16 protein-coding genes are annotated in these 23627 nt (G+C 43.1%); 11 read left to right on the plus strand and 5 right to left on the minus strand.

The window, feature by feature from the left end; genetic code table 11:
* The first annotated feature begins 62 nt into the window (after nt 1–62).
* Nucleotides 63–950 carry a YfaP family protein gene (locus AABW11_RS13390; protein WP_340105622.1) on the plus strand — a complete coding sequence of 296 codons (888 nt, stop codon included), beginning with the start codon at nt 63–65 and terminating at the stop codon, nt 948–950.
* 39 nt (nt 951–989) lie between these two features.
* Nucleotides 990–1913 carry a hypothetical protein gene (locus AABW11_RS13395; RefSeq protein WP_340105623.1) on the plus strand — a complete coding sequence of 308 codons (924 nt, stop codon included), beginning with the start codon at nt 990–992 and terminating at the stop codon, nt 1911–1913.
* A gap of 25 nt (nt 1914–1938) precedes the next feature.
* Here AABW11_RS13395 and AABW11_RS13400 read toward each other — a convergent pair whose 3' ends face one another.
* The 4 genes from AABW11_RS13400 to AABW11_RS13415 all read right to left on the minus strand — a co-directional run bounded on the left by AABW11_RS13400 (nt 1939) and on the right by AABW11_RS13415 (nt 10422).
* The gene (locus tag AABW11_RS13400) at nt 1939–4782 is read right to left on the minus strand and encodes a sensor histidine kinase (RefSeq protein ID WP_340105624.1); all 2844 of its coding nucleotides are present in this window, start codon (nt 4780–4782) and stop codon (nt 1939–1941) included.
* Nucleotides 4783–4798: 16 nt separating this feature from the next.
* Complete coding sequence (locus tag AABW11_RS13405) at nt 4799–5254, minus strand: hypothetical protein (protein ID WP_340105625.1); 456 nt, start codon at nt 5252–5254, stop codon at nt 4799–4801.
* A gap of 413 nt (nt 5255–5667) precedes the next feature.
* The gene (locus tag AABW11_RS13410) at nt 5668–6330 is read right to left on the minus strand and encodes a response regulator transcription factor (RefSeq protein ID WP_340105626.1); all 663 of its coding nucleotides are present in this window, start codon (nt 6328–6330) and stop codon (nt 5668–5670) included.
* Nucleotides 6331–6843: 513 nt separating this feature from the next.
* Entirely contained in the window at nt 6844–10422 is a 3579-nt protein-coding gene (locus tag AABW11_RS13415; RefSeq protein WP_340105627.1) for a BspA family leucine-rich repeat surface protein, read from the minus strand.
* A 555-nt stretch (nt 10423–10977) separates the two neighbouring features.
* On the opposite strand from AABW11_RS13415, the gene AABW11_RS13420 reads away from it, so the two are divergent.
* Both AABW11_RS13420 and AABW11_RS13425 read left to right on the plus strand, forming a co-directional pair.
* Nucleotides 10978–12360, plus strand: coding sequence for a BspA family leucine-rich repeat surface protein (locus tag AABW11_RS13420; RefSeq protein WP_340105628.1), 1383 nt, complete (start codon nt 10978–10980; stop codon nt 12358–12360).
* A gap of 410 nt (nt 12361–12770) precedes the next feature.
* Complete coding sequence (locus AABW11_RS13425) at nt 12771–13109, plus strand: hypothetical protein (RefSeq protein ID WP_340105629.1); 339 nt, start codon at nt 12771–12773, stop codon at nt 13107–13109.
* 159 nt (nt 13110–13268) lie between these two features.
* Here AABW11_RS13425 and AABW11_RS13430 read toward each other — a convergent pair whose 3' ends face one another.
* On the minus strand, nt 13269–14156 hold the full coding sequence (locus AABW11_RS13430) for an AraC family transcriptional regulator (RefSeq protein WP_340105630.1): 888 nt from the start codon (nt 14154–14156) through the stop codon (nt 13269–13271).
* Between the two features lie 519 nt (nt 14157–14675).
* On the opposite strand from AABW11_RS13430, the gene AABW11_RS13435 reads away from it, so the two are divergent.
* From AABW11_RS13435 to AABW11_RS13465, 7 genes are all read left to right on the plus strand, one after another.
* The gene (locus tag AABW11_RS13435) at nt 14676–15614 is read left to right on the plus strand and encodes a dihydrodipicolinate synthase family protein (RefSeq protein ID WP_340105631.1); all 939 of its coding nucleotides are present in this window, start codon (nt 14676–14678) and stop codon (nt 15612–15614) included.
* A 32-nt stretch (nt 15615–15646) separates the two neighbouring features.
* Entirely contained in the window at nt 15647–17218 is a 1572-nt protein-coding gene (locus tag AABW11_RS13440) for an aldehyde dehydrogenase (NADP(+)) (protein WP_340105632.1), read from the plus strand.
* 66 nt (nt 17219–17284) lie between these two features.
* Nucleotides 17285–18289, plus strand: a complete 1005-nt coding sequence (locus AABW11_RS13445; protein WP_340105633.1) for a 4-hydroxyproline epimerase — start codon at nt 17285–17287, stop codon at nt 18287–18289.
* Nucleotides 18290–18646: 357 nt separating this feature from the next.
* Nucleotides 18647–19903 (plus strand): NAD(P)/FAD-dependent oxidoreductase, encoded by a 1257-nt coding sequence (locus tag AABW11_RS13450; protein WP_340105634.1) that lies wholly within the window; start codon nt 18647–18649, stop codon nt 19901–19903.
* Between the two features lie 36 nt (nt 19904–19939).
* Complete coding sequence (locus AABW11_RS13455; protein WP_340105635.1) at nt 19940–20941, plus strand: DUF885 family protein; 1002 nt, start codon at nt 19940–19942, stop codon at nt 20939–20941.
* A gap of 9 nt (nt 20942–20950) precedes the next feature.
* Complete coding sequence (locus tag AABW11_RS13460) at nt 20951–21724, plus strand: DUF885 family protein (protein WP_340105636.1); 774 nt, start codon at nt 20951–20953, stop codon at nt 21722–21724.
* A gap of 274 nt (nt 21725–21998) precedes the next feature.
* Complete coding sequence (locus AABW11_RS13465) at nt 21999–23573, plus strand: MFS transporter (protein ID WP_340105637.1); 1575 nt, start codon at nt 21999–22001, stop codon at nt 23571–23573.
* The last annotated feature ends 54 nt before the right edge of the window (nt 23574–23627 follow it).

A 23627-nucleotide genomic window follows, 5' to 3' on the forward strand; every position in this document is an offset into this window, starting at 1 on the left:
CAGCACTCCGGCCGTGTGTTTTACGCCGGATTCAAGGGGGGTCAGTATAGTCCGGAATATCCATGAACAATCTAAACTTCCACTCAAAAGTACATGCTACAATTTTAATACTCCTATTTATTGGATTCCACACTGGTTGCGGTTCAGTGAATAGTAATGATGAAGCTGATAATAGCAACGATGAGATTGTAAATCCTGCAAATGCTGATGGCCTGGCAGAGGTACTCATCATGCCCACCGGTACTGAACAGAGAGATGATAATCCGCCTGCTCCAACAGGCACATCTGATTCGCCAATAGCTTCTAACGCTATTGATCAGGTAACCAGTTCAAACGGTTCTACTGCACCTATTAACTTTGAGTTTGATAATCTCTCGGGCTATTTGGCAGGGTTTTATCTTCAAGTTGAAGGTGCCTCCAGTTACTTCGACATTCCCTTTATCGGCAATTCTGTTTCTGGGGGTGATCTCCAAATACCACTGGGAATACCATCAAATGTCGGTGAGGGGGAATTCTGCGTCAACTTTTGCATCTACGACTCAGAAAACAGAGTCAGTAATGTTGTGACCACGTGTGTAGATGTACTCAGGTTAGGTACCGGTGCCCTTCAACTGTCTTTATCCTGGGATAACACATCCGATCTAGATCTACATGTAACTGATCCATCTGGAACTACCATCAACTATATATACCCATCATCTTCAACCGGTGGAGAACTTGATCGGGATGATGTGGACGGTTTTGGACCAGAGAATATTTTTTGGACGGATGATGCGCCCGATGGCACCTATGTAGTAGAAGTAGATCACTACTCAGGAGAAAGTCCCACAAACTTTATCGTAACAATTACCGGTCCCAATCAATCACGGAGTTTTAATGGAAGTGCTACAAGTGAGAATAGAGTGCAAGTAGCATCATTCACTAAAAGTGGTAGTACACTCTCCTTTTAAATCAATTTCGTAAAAAATTTCACCTTAGACCCAATGTTTATGAAAGCTTTAAAAATTCTCTTTTCAATTATTCTATTTACACTATTACAAAACACTGTTCTTGCACAGGATCGACTCATCAAAGTCGATGGCGACATGCTCCAGGTAGTAATCACTAAAATAAGGGACCAGGATGTCAAATACAAGCTATATGAAAATCCTGATGGTCCGCTATTCACTAATAAAATTAGTATGATCCACAAAATAATTCTGGAAACAGGAGATGAGTTTTACTTTTCTCCATTAATCTCAAAACAGAAATCAAGTCACAGAGGATCTAATAGTTCTACTTCGGAGAATAATGATGAAGTGATGGAACAAGAAAATTTTAAAAATCAAGGAATGTATACTACACCTACAGACTCAAATCAATTTGAGGATGACGAAAATTTTAAACTTAATAAATTACATTGGACTGAGCGCACCTCAATTGACTACTCAATGTTAAATACAGATCTTAATAATATACAAACAGATCCTGAAATCGGATTGGTTTCATTGATGATGGAAATTATAACTTATAATACATTCACAATGATGGGAGAGTTTAACGCTAATAACGCATATTTAAATCATCATGGAATTGTCACAAACATAAGTGTGCGATCTAATTCTTTTGCATTTGAAGAGCAGATTTTGGTAGATCTGGGTATTGGATATGGGATTCAATATAACAGCTTGACCCTTTACTCGGCTTTAAATACTTCAGTATATTTTTGGCAAAAATTGGATTTTGGCGATGAATCTGAAAAGAACTCTGTGTTTTTCCCCTCAAATGCAGAATATTTTAAACTGGGTCTTCATTGGAAACCATTCCTGAAGAAAAGACTGGTAAACCACAATGATAGAAGAGCATTTGGTATACATGCTTCACTAAATTCTTATAATGGTGGCAATTCATTTATGATAGGTTTGTCTTTCTAAATTCCAAGAAAAGACATTTCATAATTCACATTATTTGAAACTCGATCTCCCATATGGTCCCCTCTTCCTTCTTCGTTTGAAGGGATGCAGACCCATTGAGTTGCCCCGCTCTCTCTTTGATATTCTGAACGCCGTTGCCATCTACTTTAATCTCTTCCGGATCAAACCCTTTGCCGTCATCTTCAACGAAGATTAGCAGGCAGTCTGATTCCAGGTTCATACGGATTGTAACGTTCTTTGCCTCAGCATGCCGGGCAATATTGGTGAGAATCTCACGAAAGATCAGCCAGATATTTTTTCGCTCATTGATGCTTGGCTTGCCGCTGAATGTGCCTGAGTGATTAAACGTGTGCTTGATGCTTCGCGAGTCCAGCAGGTCGGCCGCAAACCGTTTGCAGCGCAGCAGCAGGTTTTCCCAGTCGTCATTATCGGAGTGAATCACCCAGACGATGTCCGATATTTTCTCTTTGGCTTCACGCGAGGACCGCTGAATGAGCGTCAAAAACCTGTTGGTGTCTTTCTTCCCCAGCTTTTTTGAATCAATGGCATCGGCAAAAAAGTTGATACTGCTCAATGTGGAGCTTAGCTCGTCATGAAGGTCCCGCGCAATGCCGTCACGAATACGCTGTTCCCGTAAAATTGTACTCAGGCGCAATCGGTAGCCGCTGTAGATAAACCCGCCGGCCAGAAGTGCATAAAAAAGGTAAGCCCAGATCGTTCGGTACCACGGCGGAAGCACCTTGAACGTGTAAGCAGCAACCGAACCCTCAGCGTGATAGACATTTCGTCCCTGCACCTCAAACGTGTAGGTTCCCTCGGTGATAAACGTATAATCTTTTCTGGGTTCGCTGCTCCAACTGCTCCACCCATCTTCAAAGCCCCTGAGACGAACCCGGTAGCTATTTTCATCCGGATCTATGTAGCTGGCAGCAGCGTAGGTGAACCGCAGACTGTTTTCATCGTAGCTCAGCTCGGATATCCTGTTCTGCTCACCAAATCCGCCGTAAATCAGCGAATCGCGTTCGGCATAGGCGCCCGTAATCAGCGTATTAAAATCGTGGTCGTACTGCCAGCTTGGATCCGACAGATGGTACAGGTTGCGTGAACCGCCAAACCATGCGCTTCCATCCTCATTGCATCGAATCGCTTCAACGGACTGATCCCTTGCAATGGTCCGGTAGGGATCCGTAATTGTGGTCCATTTGCCACCGTCACGAACAGCACGCTTGATCAGACGATTATTTCTGAACCAGATCTCGTTCTCACTGCACTGTTCAAAATTAGAGAGATCTTTCGTTGGTATGTCCGGATCATTAAATGTGGTGTCGCGTAGAAACTGATTGTTTACTCTGTCAAAAACAAACAGTCCCTCGGTAGTGGCCAGCCTGATTCTTCCATCAAGAGTTCCAATTTTTCGAAGTGACGCTGATTCAGGGACTGGAATATCATAGCTGTCTTTTAAACTGCCATCTGATGAAAACCGGTATATGATATTATCCCACCTGGCTACCCACAGATTTTGTTCCTCTACATGGAGGTGACTAATATTCACATCTATGGTCAGCAGCGTGTCCGTCTTAATTTCTTCGTTTTCTATGGTAATCAGATCTACCCTATTTCTGCGGATCCCAAAATATTGATCTTTTATGTAGGGATTGGTGGCGAGCATATCGTACAGCTTATCAGATATTTTTTTTTCTTCTTCCGCACCAATAGTTAATAGGCCATTCCCCGTTGAGATTAAAAGACCGCTCTCAGTTTCAATACCATCAAATACGCGAGCTGTAACCAAGTCGCTGCTAATCAGACGGCTACTTGGAGTGATCGAAAACAGTCCTTCAGTAGTACCGGCATACACCGTATTCCCGATGCTTCCAATAAAGAGCGTAGCACCCGAATATCCGGCCTGTTCACCCCAAACTGTCACGGGATTATTTACAAGCAGCTTTGCGATTCCATTATCGGTTGCGGCCCAGAGAATACCCTCATTATCCAGGTAGACATCGTAAATCATATTTGTCGGAAGGCCGTGATCTTCAGTGATGGTGATGTACTCATCTCCATCATGGTTCATAATGACAATCCCCCCGTCCAGCGTAGCTATCGCAGCTCTGTTTTGGCCGATAGGTACTGCGCGGTACACCCGGTTTTCGTTGATGTAGTCAGCAGCCTCATGTTCGAACGGCCGAAATGTTTCGCCATCATAAACAACCAGTCCGTTTTCTCTTGATAGAAGCAGTACGTTATCGTCAATCGGAAGTGTATCGTAGATAACGTCTGCGTTATAGATCTCTATATCAGTTAATTTAGTGAACTCACCGTCATTGTAAAATGAAAGTCCATTGCCCGTAATTTGCGTCATGAGCCGGTTACGAAATGGGAAAATACTTCTGAGAGAAGCATTGGTTGGAACAGTAGTAACCGAGTCCTCTTCAATGATGTAAAGTCCTTCGTATGTGCGCGCGAATATCTTATCGTCCCGATTCACAAACTGCCAGACACTTGAAAAGTTATGACTGGAGCTGTCAACACGTTCGAGCAGGCTCACCGGATAAAACCGGTTCAGGCTGTCGGCTTTCACATCGCCAAAATCGCCGTTTCCGCCCCAAAACATCTTACCGTTATGGATCCCTAAAGATCGGACCGAACCTCCTGCCGGCACATGTTCGGCATTCCATTCATGCCCGTTGAAATGTAGCAAACCCCCACCATTACCAAAATATATTGAACCTACATCTGATTCAATGACTGCCCAGTTTTGGCGGGAGTTCTCGTATTCTTCGGGGGTGTAATTTTCTAACTGTACCACTCCCTGGGCTAAACCTGATACAGGCAGTATGAAAGTGATATAAATTAATAACCTGCACATGTTTAGTAAGATTGATTTACCAATCAAAGTCCAAAGATGTCTCAGGATGTTCTATTTTTGGATCAACATGGTCTTTATTTGGAGGTGTTGGCACCCTATTTTCACAATGTATAACCACTATTAGCTTCTTACCTTTTTCCTGGGATTCAATATGATGGACTGTCCCCAAATCTGAACCCGGAAAAAATTTAAATCCCTTTATACTATTTTTTGAAGGCATTTTCTCGAATTTAAGAAGAAGATCAAAATCATCTCTTAAATCACTCATATCTAATTCTAAAGAACCAAGCTCATCGCCTTCTTTCTTTTTTACTAATGATTTATGTTTATTCCTATCATTCTTATGACCAACTCCTCTGATTATTTCATCTTTATCATGTGTATTGTCTCCCTCGACCTCATATTTAAAAAATGCGTTCAAATTTTCATTAAGACCATTCTCAATATAATGCCCCTTTTTTGTACGTTTCATTTGTGTGTTTTTTTAGATTTAAGTGTTTGGCGTAATCATGTTTTTGTTATTAGCTCAACTTCCGCAACATCTTAAAAATCTACCTCAAAACCTTTTAAACAACGCTCTGTAGTGCTACATGCATTATTTTAAGAACTGGATACTCATTAGCAATTATATCAAATTACTCAGGTAATGACAGTCCCGCTTAGGATTCTCTTCCCTGAGTAACAGTGTGATATCTTCCATTAATTTTGGAGGCGTTTACAACCTTCATTCTGCAATACCTTCTTACCCCAGCGACTTCGCGCCCCCGCGGTTCCAAAAACGGTGACTGCCTTTTACAGTATAAGATCTACTGTTTTAATTGAAACATATTTTGTAGCCACTACATCGCTATTTTGCGGCAGTTGAGTTAGAAATTACTGCTAAGATTATTCCCCACGATCAATTTTAATCAATCCATTGGTGATTCCTTTCGCTACTGCTTCTGCTTTACTTTTAACCTGCAGCTTTCGGTAGATGTTGCGGATATGATAGCTTACACCATCCACCGAAAGATAGATCTGGTCAGCAATTGCCGAGTAGGACTTCCCGTCCCCTAGCAACGTTAAAATCTCTTGCTCCCTGTCGGATAATGTATATTCTTTTTTTGCTTTTGGCAATTTCTGCATCGAATCGATCACTTTTCGTGCAATAATCGGCGACATCGGTGAGCCACCACCGTAGGCTACTTTTACTGCTTTTACCAGCTCTTCCGGGCTCACTTTTTTCACAAAGTACCCGATGGCACCGCTCCTCAAAGCCTTGAAAACATGTTCGGAATCTTCAAGTACCGAAATCATAATGATGGAGAGTGCGGGATTGATCTCAAGGAATTTCTCCACTCCATCGGTTCCCAGCATGCCGGGGAGCTGGATATCAAGCAGCAAAATATCGCACCAGGCAACATCCTTAGATTCCAATGCATCTTCACACGACCTGAACACACTTTTTACGACGATTTCCTTATCGGCATCCAGTATCGTGGTCCAGCCCTCCCTGATGTAAGGGTTGTCTTCAACTATGATAACTCTGATTAATGTCGGCTCTTCCAATATCTTAGGTGTTTTTATGTAATCTCTTAATAATCACCCTGAATGTAACTACATGAATGGGTAGTAATGTATTGCTATAAATTACTGGTCAGCTATCAATCTTAACGGCAATCTATTTAGCAAAATACCAAGTGGAATTGGGCAGTCAACTATCGATTCAGTCCGAGTAAATAAAAAATTTGAGAAGACTTTTTGTCTCGGTCATTCCAGGAAATGCATCTATATCTCGGCTGCCTGCACCTATTGGATTTTTGATTGAATTCCGTTGGTGTTAGCTAATGAGTACCCTCCACCCGTCAGCCCGCAAATACAGCGTGCAGACGGGCAGTTATTCAAGCCCTCTTTGCATACTCTAATCACTAATTAAGAAATTATTATTGAAAATACTTAATCGATTCTCTGATAGCCAAATGACTGATAAAATATAAAACCCGGGACGTTTAAACCCGGGCTCTATTTGAGTTTTGTACCTCAAGCCAATGTCTCTTAATTTTCGTTGCTCGGGTAACCCTTTTATTTTATCAGCATCATCTTTCTCGTTTGAAGAAACTCCCCCGCCTGTATTCGATAGATGTAGGTACCACTCGATAATTTGGACGCGTTAAACTGAACCTGATGTCTGCCGGCTGCCCGTTGTTCATTAACCAACGTCGCGATACGCTGACCGAGCATATTGTAGACATCCAGACGAACCTCGGCAGCTTCCGGCAGCCCGAACTCGATGACGGCACTCGGATTGAACGGATTTGGGTAATTTTGGGCCAGGCTGAATTCAGTCGGTACACCTGCGTCATCATCAATAGATGTGGCCATTCCTGTTCTGAACGTATAAATATCAGACCAGCCAGAGACACCAGACCCGTTTTCGGCCTGTACCCGCCAATAGTAATCAGTCATAGATTCTAAATCATCGAGAGGTTCAAAGGCTGTACCTGAAATACCAGAACTGTCGATTTCCAGGGAACTAAACCCCTCATCAATCGACACCTGAATGTGGTAGCTTTCGGCGCCATCTGATCCATTCCATTCAAAAATAGGACGAGCTTTTACGTCAACAGACTCATCCATAGGATTTATCAGAGAAATCGCAGCTGGAACTGATGGACACGTTCCCCACTGAGGTTGTATTTCCACTTGTCCAAAGAATCCGCTATCGGTATCAAACCTGTCCGGTTGAGTGTCAATAAGTTCTACGCACCAGCCACTTAAATCTTGGTTGAAGGCTGATGAATTTACAAACATTAAATTCATATTGGTCACTTGGCTCACGTCCCAACCGCTGATATCTTGATTAAAAACAGACGCATTATAGAACATTGCTCGCATTCTGGTCACCTGGCTTACGTCCCAGTCACCAATATTCTGGTCGAAGGCGGATGAATAATAAAATAAATTTCCCATATCAGTTACCTTACTCACATCCCAACCACCAATATCCTGATTAAATGCAGATGCATTGGAAAACATTGCGCCCATATCTGTCACATTGCCTACATTCCAATTCCCGATATCTTGATCGAATTCAGTCGCGCCTTGAAGCATCCCACTCATATCGGTTACCTGACTTACGTCCCATCCGCCGATATCCTGATTGAAAGCAACGGCGTTATTAAACATGTTACTCATGTTTTGAACCTGGCTAACATCCCATTCATCCATACTCCGGTTGAAAGCTGAAGCTCCTCGAAACATAGAACTCATAGTAGTCACCGCACTCACATCCCAACTGCCTATATCTTGATTAAAAACTGAAGCACTTGAAAACATGAATAACATATCGGTTACCTGACCTACATCCCATCCGCCAATATTTTGATTAAATGAAGTTGCATTCCAAAACATACTGCTCATATCAATTACATTGGTCACCTCCCAATTTTCAATATCCCCGTTAAAATCTGAGGCAAAGCTAAACATACCCCCCATATTTGTAACGTTACCTACGTTCCAGGTATTTAAATCCTGGTTGAAAGAGTAAGCTTCTCGAAACATATAACGCATCGTAGTCACTGCACTGACATCCCAATTACTGATGTCCTGATCGTAACTAGATGCACGATCAAACATACTATTCATTGTTGTAACACTTGAAACATCCCAGCTGCCGATATCTTCATTAAAATTACTTTTTTCACGAAATAGTGACCTCATATCAGTAATACCACTTGTACATGTCGTTGCAGCATTTTCGGTTGTAATTTGATCTTTCCTACGTTTGGTATAAGTAACAGCACCTACTGAACCTACCTCTCCCACATCTGCACTATCACATTCTACAGTTACTCCATTTTCTGCTAATTTAAAATCCGGATTATCAATTGGCACGAATGGACAAGTTCCCCAAACAGGTTGTTTTTCAGGCTCTCCAACAAATCCGCTTTCTGTATCAAAATCATCTGGTTTAGATGTAATTAATTCCACACACCAGCCTGATAGATCCTGATTGAAAGCTGTAGCATCGTTAAACATCCCAATCATAAACTCAACTTTTGAGACATCCCATCCACCAATATCCTGATTGAATGCATCAGTGTCTGCAAACATTGAGTTCATCACGAAAACCTCACTCACATCCCAATTACTGATATCCTGATTAAAGTTTTTTGCACCCGAAAACATTTGCCCCATGCGAGTGACATTGCTTACATCCCAATCACCTATATATCCATTGAATTTGACAGCACCATCAAACATTCCTCCCATTAGCGTAACATTTGACACATCCCAATTTCCAATTTCCTGATTAAATTCAACGGCATTTGTAAACATAAAAGCCATGTTTATCACATTACTTACGTTCCAACTACTGATGTCTTGGTTAAAACTTGTAGCGCCATTAAACATTGAAATCATTGTTTCAACACTACTTACATCCCATGCACTAATGTCCTGATTGAAGTTCTGGGCATTCAAAAACATTTGCCCCATCCGGGTCACGCTGCTTACATCCCAGTCACCAATATCTTGATTAAATGGATGAGGTTGATTCTCATCAAAACTGGCAAACATATTGAACGTGTTGGTAACATTACTTACGTCCCAGTCACCAATGTCCTGATTAAAGTCAGTCATTCGGAACATTCTATTCATATTGGTAACCTTGCTTACATCCCAATTGCCAATATCCTGATTGAATGACGTCATATTTTCTGCATCTCCTGCAAACATCAGGCTCATATCTGTTACGTCTGAAACATCCCAACTGCTAATATCTTCATTGAAATCAAATTCAAGCTCAAACAAACTTGACATATCGGTTATGCCGCTGGTACAGGTGGTAGCAGCATTTGACGTCGTAACCTGTTCTTTTGTACGTTTAGTATATGTCACACTATTTACAGTGCCCGACTCACCAACTGCCGCAGCATCACAAATAATTGTAACCCCATTTGCAGCTAATTCAAACGCCTCACTCATCTGTTCGTTTAATACATCATTTACATTACGTGGCACTAATTGATACCCATCATCACCGGATGTGGAGAATTGGCCCAATACACCTGTAAATGTAAAAACATCGGGTATGCTTTCTCCAATGAGCTCAGTATCGCCATTCCCCACAACTCGCATCGTTACATTGGAGTTAGGCGTTCCATTTTCAAGCAGTGAATAAGTGGTGTTCCCCTGAAATTGTGCGTCATCGGTGTCGATCGACAACCCGCTTATCATTATCAATTCAGATTCATAAGACTCGCCAACATCACCCAGAGTGATCTCAGCCGGCTCAGGCAACGGGTTCCCTCTTGATGTCACTGTATGATCAGTGATACTGCTAAGCTGAAACAGGCTATTAAATTCGTCAGTTACCCCTACAATAACAATAGAGTCACCGGGAGCTACATCACCCGAACCAATTGCATCATTATACTCACCGGAACCTTGAAATGTACTAATCGCTGCATCACCATCCTGAATATGAGAAAAACGGCCGTTAGCTCGTGTCACAATTCCTTTAATTCGGACGTCTGTTCCCAGTGCAAGACCGCGGGCTTCTTCAATCGTTACATCGGAATATTGAGTTTGGGCCGATGCTATTTGTGAGAGGGTAGTTATAAGAACTGTGATTATGAAAAATCGTATAAGAGTGTTCATGACGTATGCATTTTGAATTGTGCGTGAATGGATTAGAAACGACCCCGCCAGGCATCAAGCATGGATTTTCAAATCCTTTCATAACATTGCCCATTTTGAAACACTTTGTCACTACATCTTTATGTAGTTATCTGTCTTTTTTAGGTGCTTAAAACGTCAAATCTATACTGAGGCAACTCATAAAATCTTAAGATTAGTGTCAATTCATTTCTGAAGTGTCGGGTTGAGAATGAAGACATAATCCGCTCATATCACATCTTAGAATGAATATGAATGACGTAATAATCTTCTATAAGGTTAAATCGAAGGTAGCGATAAGGCTGAGCGATTCACCTGATGAAGCGAATTTATCCGGTGAAGATCTTCTACAGAACTCTCCCAGGTCATCATTGACACTTTATTATTCTGTTTAAAAAATTCTCCTTCTCAATACTACATATTCATGTAGTGCAAGTACGTTTCAAAATATCTACTGTTGAGTTATCTCTTTAAATTTCAAGACAATCCATCATTTGGGCCATAAAAGCCCGTAATTTTTAATCGAGACAGACAATCATGGTCCAGAAATCAACCCTTCTCATCATATACAGTGTAGCTGCTTTACTTGTAGCTTCATGCACAAACAGTACTAGTCCAAATATCGAAGAGTCACTTGAACTCTATGCGGGGCTTGAAGCCATTCCCGAGGCTAAAAATTCGCTTGTAACCGTAAACCGTGGCTCTGATGAAACCAAAGATGGATATTTCAAAATTTCCGTTGATAATATCAGCAGAAACTCAATTCTCACCCCGGGCGAGTATGATGCCTGGTGTCTTGAATGGAAAAAGGACCTTCGCTCTTCAGGCGACACTCATGAAGGAGTTGCCTGGTTTTCCTCAGGTGATAACGATAAATGGAAACCACTAAACTACTTTTTTAGCATACGACAGAAGTTGCAGGCTGATGATCCCGACCTTACATACCGTGAGATCCAGGCCGTTGTGTGGGTGCTGGCCGGCGAGATGGGCATTGCTCCAAAATTTGACGTTTATATGCCCGCTGGCCAGTTGCCGTCACGGCTGCGATCTGATGGAGAAGCAAATTTCAGCCGTGATAAAGTAGCTGCAATTTCAGCCACAGTAATTCAACAGGCTCCTGAAGCTTCGGTGCCATATTCAGGAACAATTGCTCAAACCGCATCAAACCAGCAGGATATGTTTGTTGACGATGATGGGTTTAAATTAGCGAACAATGGAGTTACGGTAATCTGTCCTGGTGCTTCCTCGGGTGATTTTGGCAAAGTAAATGGTATTGAGTATGAAGCAGTGGACAATGCATTGTTGCGTACCCGCCGGGATGAGGGGGCAGACCTGACCATATTATGTACGACTTTAGTTACTGATATGAGTGGTTTGTTTGATAAATTTAATTTCAATAATTACAGTAATTTCAACCAAGATATTGGAAGTTGGGATACTCAAAATGTAACAACGATGAGAAGAATGTTTAACAGTAATAAATCTTTCAATCAAGACATTGGCAGCTGGAATACTGTAAATGTAACAGTAATGGCTGGCATGTTCAGCGGCGCATCAAATTTTAATGGCGATATAGGTAACTGGATCACTGCAAATGTAACAAATATGGGAGCAATGTTTAACCTTGCAACTTCTTTCAATCAAGATATTGGTAACTGGAATACTAAGAATGTGAGACGAATGAGTTCAATGTTTGCCGACGCATCTTCTTTTAATCAAAATATTGGCGCTTGGAATGTAAGTAAGGTAACAAATCGTGGTACTATGAATACTATGTTCTTTAATGCATCAAGTTTCAATCAAGACCTTTCAGAATGGTGTGTTGAGGAGCATTCTGAGAAGCCAGATTTCTTTGATCATGAAGCAGATAATTGGACTTTGGCCCGGCCAAATTGGGGGGCGCCCTGCGGTTCAATTTAATCTGTTCATTTTCGTGAAGAAAAATTCTAAAAGGCCTTTGTACTGAAAATGTGCGAAGGTCTTTTTTATCTGACATTATCCCAATAAACATTTTATAAAGTCTACTTATTACTTCTGTCCATTGATAAAATTTCAAACAGTATTGCCTGGCATATTTTAATCGACGACTAAATCTTACTTCTTCTGCTTTGTTTGGGGTAACCTATTGTCTCTTCATACACCCGATGACAATAATAAAAACGGATCAATGAAAGACAGCCTTCGTAAATACAGCGTCATTTAAACTCCCGGCTAAGCTCTCTTGCTGATCATCTAATTTGGTTAGCCTAAAACGCTTTCATTTAGTACTTTACCGGAAATCGAGCTTGTTTCAAACACCATCAAACCTTAATAAAAACAAGAGGCAACCCATGCTAAGAAATCAAATCAAAGAAAGTGACTGGAAAATATTTAAGGAACTGAGGCCGCTGGCTTTAGATCGGTATTGCAAGCGTGTGATGGAGGATGTTGAAAAGACGATTCATCAAAGCAATAAAGACAGCCACACCAGGTACATAGAGATGTACAAGACCGTCAAAGAGGGCGACAAAAAACTGGCCCAGATGTTTGATGGGTATAGCCGGTCAAAAGCTGTTGAGCAGCTGCTTTTGTACTACAGTAACGATTTACTGACGGATGAGGAATTTGCACGGTTAAGTGACGAAACACGTGAACAAATTCTTAGTATTCTTGAAATTATGAGAGGTTAGTAAAATTCATTTTTTTGTTCGTTTGATATGAAAACAGATCACCATCTCAAATAGACGTATACGGGACGAGTTTATCAATCCTAAACCTGTCAGGTTTGATATATGAAAGACTTGCAATGACCATAGATACAAAAACCTGACAGGTTTCAAAGCCCCCTTCTACCCCACCAGCTCCTTCTCCTTATAATTTTTCTTGTAACCACTCGGCGACATCCCGATCAGTTTCTTAAACTGGCGGTTAAAGTTTGAGACGTTGTTAAAGCCGCTCTCATAACAAATCTGGGAAATGTTGTAATCTGTATTCCGCAGCATTTTGCATGCATTAGAGACCCTCACCTCAATCAAAAACTGTACAAACGTTTTTTGCGTGTGTTCCTTAAAAAAGTGACAAAAAGCAGCCTGGCTATAGTTAGCTATATTGGCCACATCTTCCAGTTTGATGTTTTCATGAAAATGGTCCAGAATGTAGTTGAATACTTTATTGACCTTTTGATTCTTTTGATCGCTTAACGGAACCGAGCTGCTCATGGTGGCGAGGTAGCTGAAATTATCGGTCGCAGAGAGCTCATCTAAGATGGTCAGAATCGAAAGTAAGCGGTCGAAATCTCCCTGGTCCAGAAGATTAAATATTTTGGGTCCAACAAGTTTAGATACAAATGAATCAAAGTGAATGCCTCTGCCGGATCTTTCAATCAGATGTTTTATATCGGATGTTTCATCGAGATTAAAAAATCCATCCCCAAGAGACTTTTCATGAAAAAAGACCGATATGGTTTTACAAGCTTTCTCTTTTTCCTCTTCGAAATAGACCGGATCGCTTTTGAAAACGTGCGACTGGCATGGACCAATCAAAAACAGATCACCCGGACCGTATGAAATAAACGAATCGCCGGCAAACAGGTCGCCGGTTCCTGCAACAATGTAAATCAGCTGCAGTTCCGGATGGTAATGCAACCTGTCATACATATGGGGCAACTCGTGAAATTCAACGATAAATCCTTTACTGCTTGTTTTTGGAAGTCTGAAATAGATTGAATTATCGTCCATAAACTTAGATCCAGCTTTTTTATACTTAGAGCAAATATTGACTTATTTTACTTATTATTTTGTAATGATACCAACATAATTGTAAGATAGTATCACTATTCAATATCATTCTACATGAATTGAAGCACAGCTCAACCAAAAAGACTAAGAAAATTTGTTATACTTTCTTTCATAGCTCAAATTGAAACTGAAAGTTAATAGGCCGCCATCGAGATTTTTAGTAAATGACCGACTTTCAATGATGCAAGAGAATAATCATTGGATAAGTTAAAATCGTATAAGCATTTGTCGGTATGATCCCATTTATTTATGGGAGACTGAACGGACGCTATGTTTACAGATTACTGCATTTAAGCATTAAGTGTCACTAAGTGTTCAACTCTTTGATCTTTGAACAAAAAATCATGCATCATAGTGACAGTGGAATCCAATCAGGTTAAAAAATTCAGATCGGTAGCCAGAGACTGGCTATCGTATTGAAAACCAAATTTGAAAAATTAAACCAAATCGGAAAAATCGATGAACGTCAACTGGAAAGGTGTCTACCCTGCTGTTACTACCAAATTTTTTGAAGACGGAAATTTGGATATTCAATCATTCGAGAAAAACATTTTGGCACAAATCGATGCCGGTGTCCATGGAATTATATTAGGCGGGTCACTTGGAGAAGCCAGTACACTTAAAAACAGTGAAAAACTGGAACTTGTACAGAAAACCCTTGAGCTGGCCAACGGCAAGATTCCGGTAATTATGAACATCGCGGAAAAGTCTACGCAAGACGCTATCAGTTCGGCTAATGACGCTGAAAAACTAGGTGCGTCTGGATTAATGATGCTGCCACCTATGCAGTACAAAGCCGATGACCGCGAGACGGTTCACTTTTTTAAATCTGTTGCTAAATCGACAGATCTGCCAATTATGGTCTACAACAACCCGATAGATTACGGCATTGAGGTAACAGTAGATATGATGGAGGAATTGACCAGACACGATAATATTCAAGCTATTAAAGAGTCGACAAGGGATACATCAAATATTACGCGGATGATCAACCGGTTTGGAGATCGTATCAGTGTTTTCTCCGGCGTGGATACCATCGCCTGCGAATCTCTGATGCTCGGCGCCTCCGGCTGGGTTGCCGGTTTAGTTTGTGCCTTCCCTAAAGAAACTGTTGCTATATACCATCTTGTAAAATCCGGGCGATACAAAGAAGCCCGTGCAATTAACCGGTGGTTTATGCCTCTTCTCGAGCTTGATATCAACCCAAAACTTGTGCAAAATATTAAACTTGCTGAAGTAGCTACCGGCATCGGAACCGAACATGTACGAGAACCGCGGCTGAAACTGGCTGGCGAAGAACGAGAAAGGGTATTGGCGGTTATTGATGGTGCCCTCAAAAACCGACCAAAAATTAACGATTTGATTGAAAATTACAGCGTACTATCTCAGCAAGCATAGAATTTCCAACTATCTAACAATTCCACCTGCTTATGATTAAAGGAGTTAATTTTATTGGCCAAACGGCCTCCAAGAAGAATAAGGAAACATTTCAGGCGTTTGATCCATCCGCTAATAAACCGCTGCATGAAGGGTTTCATATTGCAACCTCAGATGAAGTTGATGAGGCTGTTCAAAAAGCAGAAAAAGCTTTTCCAATCTACAGCCGGCTTCCCGGCAGCATCAAAGCTGATTTCCTGGAGGCTATTGCCGACGAAATTATGTCTCTTGGTGATACATTAATCAAACGCGCATCGGCTGAATCAGGCCTGCCAAACGGGCGGTTTGAAGGCGAACGCGGACGCACGGTAGGTCAGCTGCGTATGTTTGCTGATCTTCTCCGCGAAGGATCGTGGGTAGATGCCCGGATTGATACTGCACAACCTGACCGCGAACCGATCCCCAAAGCCGATATCCGGAACATGCTGGTGGCTCTTGGACCTGTCGCCGTGTTTGGCGCAAGCAACTTTCCGCTGGCCTTTTCTACGGCCGGCGGAGACACAGCCTCTGCCCTGGCCGCAGGATGCCCTTTGGTTGTGAAGGCTCACGAATCGCACCCCGGCACAAATGAACTCGTATCGCGTGCAATTTTAAAAGCCGCTGATTCCATCGACGACATTCCGGACGGGGTGTTCAGCAGCCTGAATGGAAAAGCGGATATCGGGCAGCAACTGGTTGCCCATCCATCCATCAAAGCCGTTGGATTTACGGGGTCACTGAATGCCGGACGATCCATCTTTAATGCAGCCGCAAACCGCGATGAACCGATTCCTGTGTATGCTGAAATGGGAAGCGTGAACCCTGTTTTTCTTCTCGATAATAAGCTTAAATCTTCTGCTGAGGAACTTGCTTTGCAATATTCTCAGTCTGTCACGCTTGGAAAGGGTCAGTTCTGTACGAAACCCGGCTTACTTATCGCTCAAAAAGGGGATGGGCTCACCACATTTACAAACGCCCTGTCTGACAAACTGAATGATTTCCAGCCAAGTTGTATGCTCAATAAAGGCGTTGCGTCAAACTACGTCAAAACGCGGGAGGAGTTTTTGGATCAGCCGGGTGTAGAAACCATACAGCCCGCTACTAATGAAACCGAACTTAATAAATCTGCCGCGCTGGCCACTGTTGATGCCGCCACATTCTTAGAAAATAAATCACTATGGGAAGAAGTTTTTGGCCCGTTTACTCTTATCGTCTCTTGCGATGATAGCGCAGAAATGCACCAGGTTGCAACCGATCTCGACGGGCAGCTTACACTCACGTTTATGGGGGATGATGACGACCTCACGTCTCACAAAGATTTGATTCATCAGTGCCAGCAGAAAGCGGGACGTCTTATCTTTAACGGTGTACCGACGGGTGTTGAAGTTTGCCACTCTATGCAACACGGCGGACCCTACCCGGCAACAACCGATTCCAAGTTTACATCGGTGGGAACAGGTGCTATCCGGCGGTTTGTGCGACCGGTGGCATATCAGAATTTCCTTACAGATCTTCTTCCCGATGAACTAAAACCGGGAAATCCGCTGAATATTCTTCGCCTTGTTGATGGTGAGTATAAGCGATAATCTAAGCAATAAAAATGAAATTATAATTAATCTGGATGATGATAGCCTGATCATCAAAATAACCATATGAGCATTTCAAAGCGTTTTTTCTGTATTGATGCGCATACGTGCGGAAATCCCGTTCGCCTGGTTGCCGGCGGTGGTCCCCTGCTTGAGGGACGATCGATGAGTGAAAAACGACAGCATTTCCTGCGTGAATACGACTGGATCAGAAAAGGGCTGATGTTTGAACCGCGAGGACACGATATGATGTCGGGCAGTATTTTGTATCCGCCGTCTGATCCGGAAAACGATACCGGCGTGCTTTTTATAGAAACGAGCGGTTGCCTGCCGATGTGCGGCCATGGAACCATCGGAACCGTTACAATCATGATTCAGGAAGGACTCGTTGATCCAAAAACACCGGGCAGCGTAAATCTGGAAACACCGGCAGGGTTGGTCAGGGCATTCTACACTATGGATGGAGACCGGGTCTCATCGGTAAAGCTGCAAAATGTTGCCAGTTACCTGCACTCCACGGGACTTACTGTGTCATGCCCAACCCTCGGAGAATTGACGGTTGATGTGGCCTATGGCGGAAATTTCTATGCTATTATTGATCCGCAAGAGAATTTTTCAGGCATTCAGGATTTCAAAGCCGACCAGCTTGTTCAGTGGAGCGGCGAGATTCGAAAACAACTGAACGATGCTCACTCATTTTTACATCCGGTTGATAAAACAATAAATGGATTAAGCCACATTCTTTGGGCCGGTGATACAATCAAAGAGGCATCTACCGCCCGGAATGCCGTTTTTTACGGCAACAAAGCCATTGACCGGTCACCGTGCGGAACGGGAACATCAGCCCGGATGGCACAGTGGCACGCAAAAGGGTTGCTCAAAAAAGGAGATGTATTTATTCATGAAAGCTACATCGGCAGCGTCTTTACAGGCCGCATCGAAATGGAAACAGAACTTGGCGGACAACCCGCAATTATTCCAAGTATCGAAGGATGGGCCAAAATTACAGGCTACAACAATATTCTTATCGATGACGACGATCCGTATGCATTTGGGTTCCAGGTGATATGAGTATGACTTATTCAGTTTACACAGCAATGAGATACCTTGGGGCAGCGGCACTAGTATTTCAATTTGGACCCTATAACTTATTGGTCAAAATAGATTTTATTCTTGATTGACCTAGTCTTTCTAAAAATGGCGTAAATAAATGTTTTTTAATCAACAATACTGTTATTCCACACCACAGTCTGGTATCCCTTCCTTTGTTAAATTGAGTCATCCCGCACCCCGATGCGGGATCTCCCATCTTAACATGTATGGAGTAAGCCACTGGCAGGATTTACATATCGAACGAAAATGGGAGATCCCGGCTCGGAGGCCGAGATGACGCCATTTCCGGAATTAAATCACTCATAAATTAAACAGATGTCCAACAACGGCATAATCATAATCGGAGCAGGAATTGCGGGAGTAAGCGCGGCTTATTATTTGAATCGTGCCGGGTACGAGGTTACTATCATCGAGAAGAGTTCCGGCAGGGATAATTGCTCCTACGGAAATGCCGGTATGATTGTGCCCAGCCACATCATTCCTCTCTCCTCTCCCGGTATGATCAGCAAAGGACTGCGCTGGATGCTTGATGCCGAAAGCCCGTTTTATATCCGCCCGCGCCTCAGTCTCGACCTGCTGCAGTGGCTCTGGAAATTCAAGCAATCCTCGACCGAAAAGCATGTTGAAGAATCGGGACCCCTTCTCAGAGATCTGCTGATGGCCAGCCGCGACCTGCTGATTCAGATTGAGCTGGATGTAGAGATTGACTTCAGCTTTAAGAAGAAAGGACTCTTCATGTTTTGTAACACAGACTACGGTCTTTCAAAAGAAATTGAGATCGCTAAAAAAGCCCTCAACCTGGGAATTCCGGCAGAGATTTTATCACCTGAGGAGGTTAAAAAATTAGAGCCAGCACTTGATATAAAAATTGTAGGTGCAACATACTATCCAAATGACGCGCATATACATCCGGGGTCTTTGATGGAAAAATTGAAATCCATTATTGAGAAGCGCGGCGTTCGGATTTCCTATAACACGCAGGTGACTGATATAATAACAAACGGCGAGAAAGTTGAATCTGTAATCACCTCAGACAATCAGACATTTACCGGTAAGACATTCATTAATTGTGCCGGTGCATGGTCGTCTTCTTTTATGTCGATGGCAGACCGAAAACTCCTCCTTCAGGCGGGAAAAGGATACAGTATCACCCTGGAAAATCCGCCTGTTCGCCCTGACTATTGCGGGATATTATCAGAGAAAAAAGTAACCCTCACCCCGATGTATAATTCTCTGCGTTTTGCCGGTACAATGGAAATCGTTGGAACCGATACGTCCGTCAATCCGAAGAAAATCAGCGGGCTTAAAAATTCCGTGCTTGAGTACCTGCCACAATTTGAAGCTGAGGATCTGGAAGGCCATGAGGTCTGGACCGGTCTTCGACCCTGCTCCCCTGACGGACTGCCCTATGTTGGTGCCGTTGCCGGATATTCCAACTTTTACACGTCCACCGGTCACGCTATGATGGGCATGAGTCTGGCCCCGTCATCAGGCAAACTGCTTGCAGATTTAGTGATGTATGGAAAATCTGAACTCAATTCGGATTTAATCAGTCCAAACCGATTTAACTAAACCGCTCACAATTTTTGATGTCTTAATCAATTTCTCATGATGAATCCCCTTCACTCTTCCCGATCCTCCAATAGTCCGGCAGCTACATTTCAGCTGATTTCCCTTTCACTTGTATTGGCAGCCCTGGTTTTGATGCTCCCGGCAATTAGCGTGTCGGCAGCGCAGCAAACGTCAGATGATGTTCCGATGTCAACCCTCATTGAAATTTTTGATGAAGATAACGCCGTTCTCAATCGTCGTTACAACGTTAGGTATTCTCATGAATATTTCGAGCGGTTTGACCAGTTTTACGGAGACTGGCTAAACCGGCTTGATGCCATCGATTTCGAAGCGCTTGACCATCGCGGAAAAGTGGATTTCCACTTACTGAGAAATCACGTAGAACGGAGAAATTATTTTATGAAACTCGATCATGAGCAATTTCTTGCCATTGAAGAGTGGCTTCCTGATATAGAATCAATTATGCTGTTCATCAACACAAGACGTTACGGTACAAAACCGGACGCCAAAACCATCGCCGCTGAGATGGACAGATGGACTGAACAGATCGATTCATTACAAGCAGCGCTTCAATCCTCCCTCCCGCTTTTGAAAAAAGATGCAAATGCCGCCAGTGACGCGCTTGAAGATATTTTTGAAAGCGTGGAAGATGCCTATGACTTCTACCACGGATACGATATTGAATTTACATGGTGGGCCGAAGAGCCGTATGAAAATCTTGCATCAACATGGACCACTTACTCCGACACGATTGATGAGTACTTTGACGCCGCCAATGAACAGATTGACGACAGTGGAATAGTCGGCAACCCAATTGGGCGCGAGGAAATTGAAAAGCGGCTCGAATTTGAAATGATTGCCTATTCTCCTCAGGAACTCATTGATATTGCAGAACATCAGTTTGCAAAAGCTGAACAAGAAATGCTCGAAGCGTCACGTGATCTTGGGTTTGGAGACGATTGGCGGGCGGCACTCGAACATGTAAAAGAGCAATATGTTGAACCTGGCAAGAAACCGGAGCTGATCATGCGGCTGTAAAACGAGTCGATGGACTTTATCGAAAGCCGTGACCTGCTAACTATCCCTCCACTCGCAAAGGAAGTCTGGCGGATGGAGATGATGTCGCCGGAACGGCAGCTCATCAGCCCGTTCTTCCTCGGCGGTGAAGTGATCCGCATTTCATACCCAACAAACACGATGGGTCACGACGCAAAACGCATGAGCATGCGGGGAAATAATCCGCACTTCAATCGCGCCACCGTTCACCATGAATTGATTCCGGGTCACCATCTGCAGGGATTTATGAACCGGCGTTACAGCACCTACCGCGCGCCGTTCCGAACATCCTTCTGGGGCGAAGGCTGGGCCCTCTACTGGGAGTTGCTTCTTTGGGATAAAGGGTTTGCCGAATCGCCTGAAGACCGCATTGGCATGCTGTTCTGGAGAACGCACCGGTATGCGCGCATTATTTTTTCACTGAATTACCATCTCGGAAACTGGACGCCCCAGCAGTCGATCGACTACCTGGTTGAACGGGTTGGGCACGAGTATGCGAATGCGGAAGCAGAGGTCCGGCGCTCATTTACCGGTGGATATGGCCCACTATATCAAATTGCTTACATGATCGGCGGCATGCACTTTTACTCTCTGTACCAGGATTTTGTGGAAAACGGCGGGATGAGCGCTAAAGGGTTTCACGATCGCATCTTAAAAGAAGGCAGTATACCTGTAAGAATGGTAAAATCCATTCTGACTGAAGAAGCACTTGAGAAATATGAAATTGCAGATTGGAAATTTGCAGATTATGTTTATACTCATTAAGTGTGCCGTTTACATTTATTAACTTTCGGTCAATCGATTATTTATTTACAATTACGATACTCATACGGTTACACCACCGGGTATTTCGAATCCGGATGTTCAATTGTAAATAATGACGCTTTCCGATTTGATTTGGAAAGCGCTTTTAAAACGATGAGAACATAAGCTATATTCCGCCAGATTCAGGCTGCCGGTAAAAGGCTGCGTAAGCGGATTCTTGCTTGATCACAACTAACTACCATATTCACGAACTAACCAGAACTCAAATATTCTTATGGAAAGCACAACCTCACAACTATCAGATATTAACCGCAAGAAGATATTTATGGGAATCTGTCTTGCGCTCGTACCCACAGGCTTCTCATTTGTACTTGTAAGTAACATACTTGCTCAGCTAAAAACCGAATTCATTCTTACCAATGCCCAGGTAGGTTATATTGGCGGAGCTGCTCTTTGGGGGATGGCGGTTTCACTATTGACGATTGGACCGTTTCTGGAAAAAATAGGGTTAAAACGAGCTACTGTAGGCGCATTTGTATGCCATCTTGCAGGTGTTACATTCTTTCTTTTTGGTTCACTTTACGCAGGTGAACCCAATGCGTTCTGGATCTTATTTATGGGTGCCATTGGCTTTGGTGCCGGGAACGGCCTAATCGAGGTAGCCGGTAACCCGCTCACAGCTGCACTGTTTCCCAAGAACAAAACCACCAAACTCAATCATTTCCATGCCTTCTTCCCCGGTTCGATGGTTGTAGGTGGCCTGCTTGGATTTGCGATGGTGGAGGTTGGCTCTGTAGGATTTCTCGATCTTGGCCACTGGACTACTCAGATTGCTATCATTTACATACCAATTATTGTTTACGGTATTATGGTACTGCCTGAAAAGTTTCCAAAAACCGAAACTGCAGAAGCAGGTATTCCAATCGGCGAGATGTTCCGCTACACATTTACCCACCCACTTGTCTGGGGTTTGATATTCCTGAAAATGATCACTCTTTCACTCGAAATGGGACCAAGCCGCTGGATTCCAGAAGTACTGCTTGCTGCAGGGGTTCCAGGAATCCTGGTGTTCGTCTGGATTAGTGTGATTATGGTGGTTCTTCGATTCTTTGCCGGAACATTTGTGGAAAGATTCTCCCCTACCGGCATGCTCATTGGTGCCTCAGTTCTGACAGGTACGGGACTCTTCATGTTTGCATTTATTGAAACTGGAATTGTACCACTGTTGCTTGCTGCTACAGTATTTGGCTGTGGTATTGCCTATTTCTTCCCAACAATGGTTGGGCTGATGAGTGAGCGGTTTCCAAAAGCCGGATCGCTTGGTATTGTACTGCTGATCGGATTTGGTTTCTTTGCGGCTGGCGGATCAAACGCTATCATGGGAAGTATTGCCGACAGCTATCTGCCGGATGCACTCAATGTTGAACAAACAGTTGATGTTCTGGAGCAGGTTGAAGAACGATTCCCGGGATATATTGATAGAGCTGAGGAAGCTGCCGGAAATCCTGAAGAGGTAGCAGAGCTTGGCTACCGGCTGGCAGATGTACAAAACGTATACGAACGGTCCACTGAAGCACTTGAATATTATCGTGAAAATGGAGAACTCGACGGTATTCTTACAGGTAATGCACTGCGGTCTATTAACGATCTTACTCTTGCACAGGAGCAGGAGCTGATTAATGAAGCAAACGCTATCTTGAGGCCCGCAGATAACTATGGCGGACGCATGTCGTTCCTCTGGGTTGCTCCCGTTGCATTCCTCGTGGCCATTGTCTTCCTTGTGATGTACATCAGAGATAAACGTAAAGGTGGTTACAAAGCAGTAGATCTGACAGGGTCTGACGCTTGAAATAATCAATGAAACCTTAAGACTGAAGTATAATTAAAGAAGGTTGAAGAAATC

The sequence above is a fragment of the Rhodohalobacter sp. 8-1 genome (assembly GCF_038150125.1).
Taxonomy (GTDB): domain Bacteria; phylum Bacteroidota; class Rhodothermia; order Balneolales; family Balneolaceae; genus SW132.

Coding starts and splice junctions, on each gene's coding strand:
- AABW11_RS13390 (WP_340105622.1), top strand. CDS start 63: ATGAACAATCTAAACTTCCACTCAAAAGTACATGCTACAATTTTAATA.
- AABW11_RS13395 (WP_340105623.1), top strand. CDS start 990: ATGAAAGCTTTAAAAATTCTCTTTTCAATTATTCTATTTACACTATTA.
- AABW11_RS13400 (WP_340105624.1), bottom strand. CDS start 4,782: ATGTGCAGGTTATTAATTTATATCACTTTCATACTGCCTGTATCAGGT.
- AABW11_RS13405 (WP_340105625.1), bottom strand. CDS start 5,254: ATGAAACGTACAAAAAAGGGGCATTATATTGAGAATGGTCTTAATGAA.
- AABW11_RS13415 (WP_340105627.1), bottom strand. CDS start 10,422: ATGAACACTCTTATACGATTTTTCATAATCACAGTTCTTATAACTACC.
- AABW11_RS13420 (WP_340105628.1), top strand. CDS start 10,978: ATGGTCCAGAAATCAACCCTTCTCATCATATACAGTGTAGCTGCTTTA.
- AABW11_RS13425 (WP_340105629.1), top strand. CDS start 12,771: ATGCTAAGAAATCAAATCAAAGAAAGTGACTGGAAAATATTTAAGGAA.
- AABW11_RS13430 (WP_340105630.1), bottom strand. CDS start 14,156: ATGGACGATAATTCAATCTATTTCAGACTTCCAAAAACAAGCAGTAAA.
- AABW11_RS13435 (WP_340105631.1), top strand. CDS start 14,676: ATGAACGTCAACTGGAAAGGTGTCTACCCTGCTGTTACTACCAAATTT.
- AABW11_RS13440 (WP_340105632.1), top strand. CDS start 15,647: ATGATTAAAGGAGTTAATTTTATTGGCCAAACGGCCTCCAAGAAGAAT.
- AABW11_RS13445 (WP_340105633.1), top strand. CDS start 17,285: ATGAGCATTTCAAAGCGTTTTTTCTGTATTGATGCGCATACGTGCGGA.
- AABW11_RS13450 (WP_340105634.1), top strand. CDS start 18,647: ATGTCCAACAACGGCATAATCATAATCGGAGCAGGAATTGCGGGAGTA.
- AABW11_RS13455 (WP_340105635.1), top strand. CDS start 19,940: ATGATGAATCCCCTTCACTCTTCCCGATCCTCCAATAGTCCGGCAGCT.
- AABW11_RS13460 (WP_340105636.1), top strand. CDS start 20,951: ATGGACTTTATCGAAAGCCGTGACCTGCTAACTATCCCTCCACTCGCA.
- AABW11_RS13465 (WP_340105637.1), top strand. CDS start 21,999: ATGGAAAGCACAACCTCACAACTATCAGATATTAACCGCAAGAAGATA.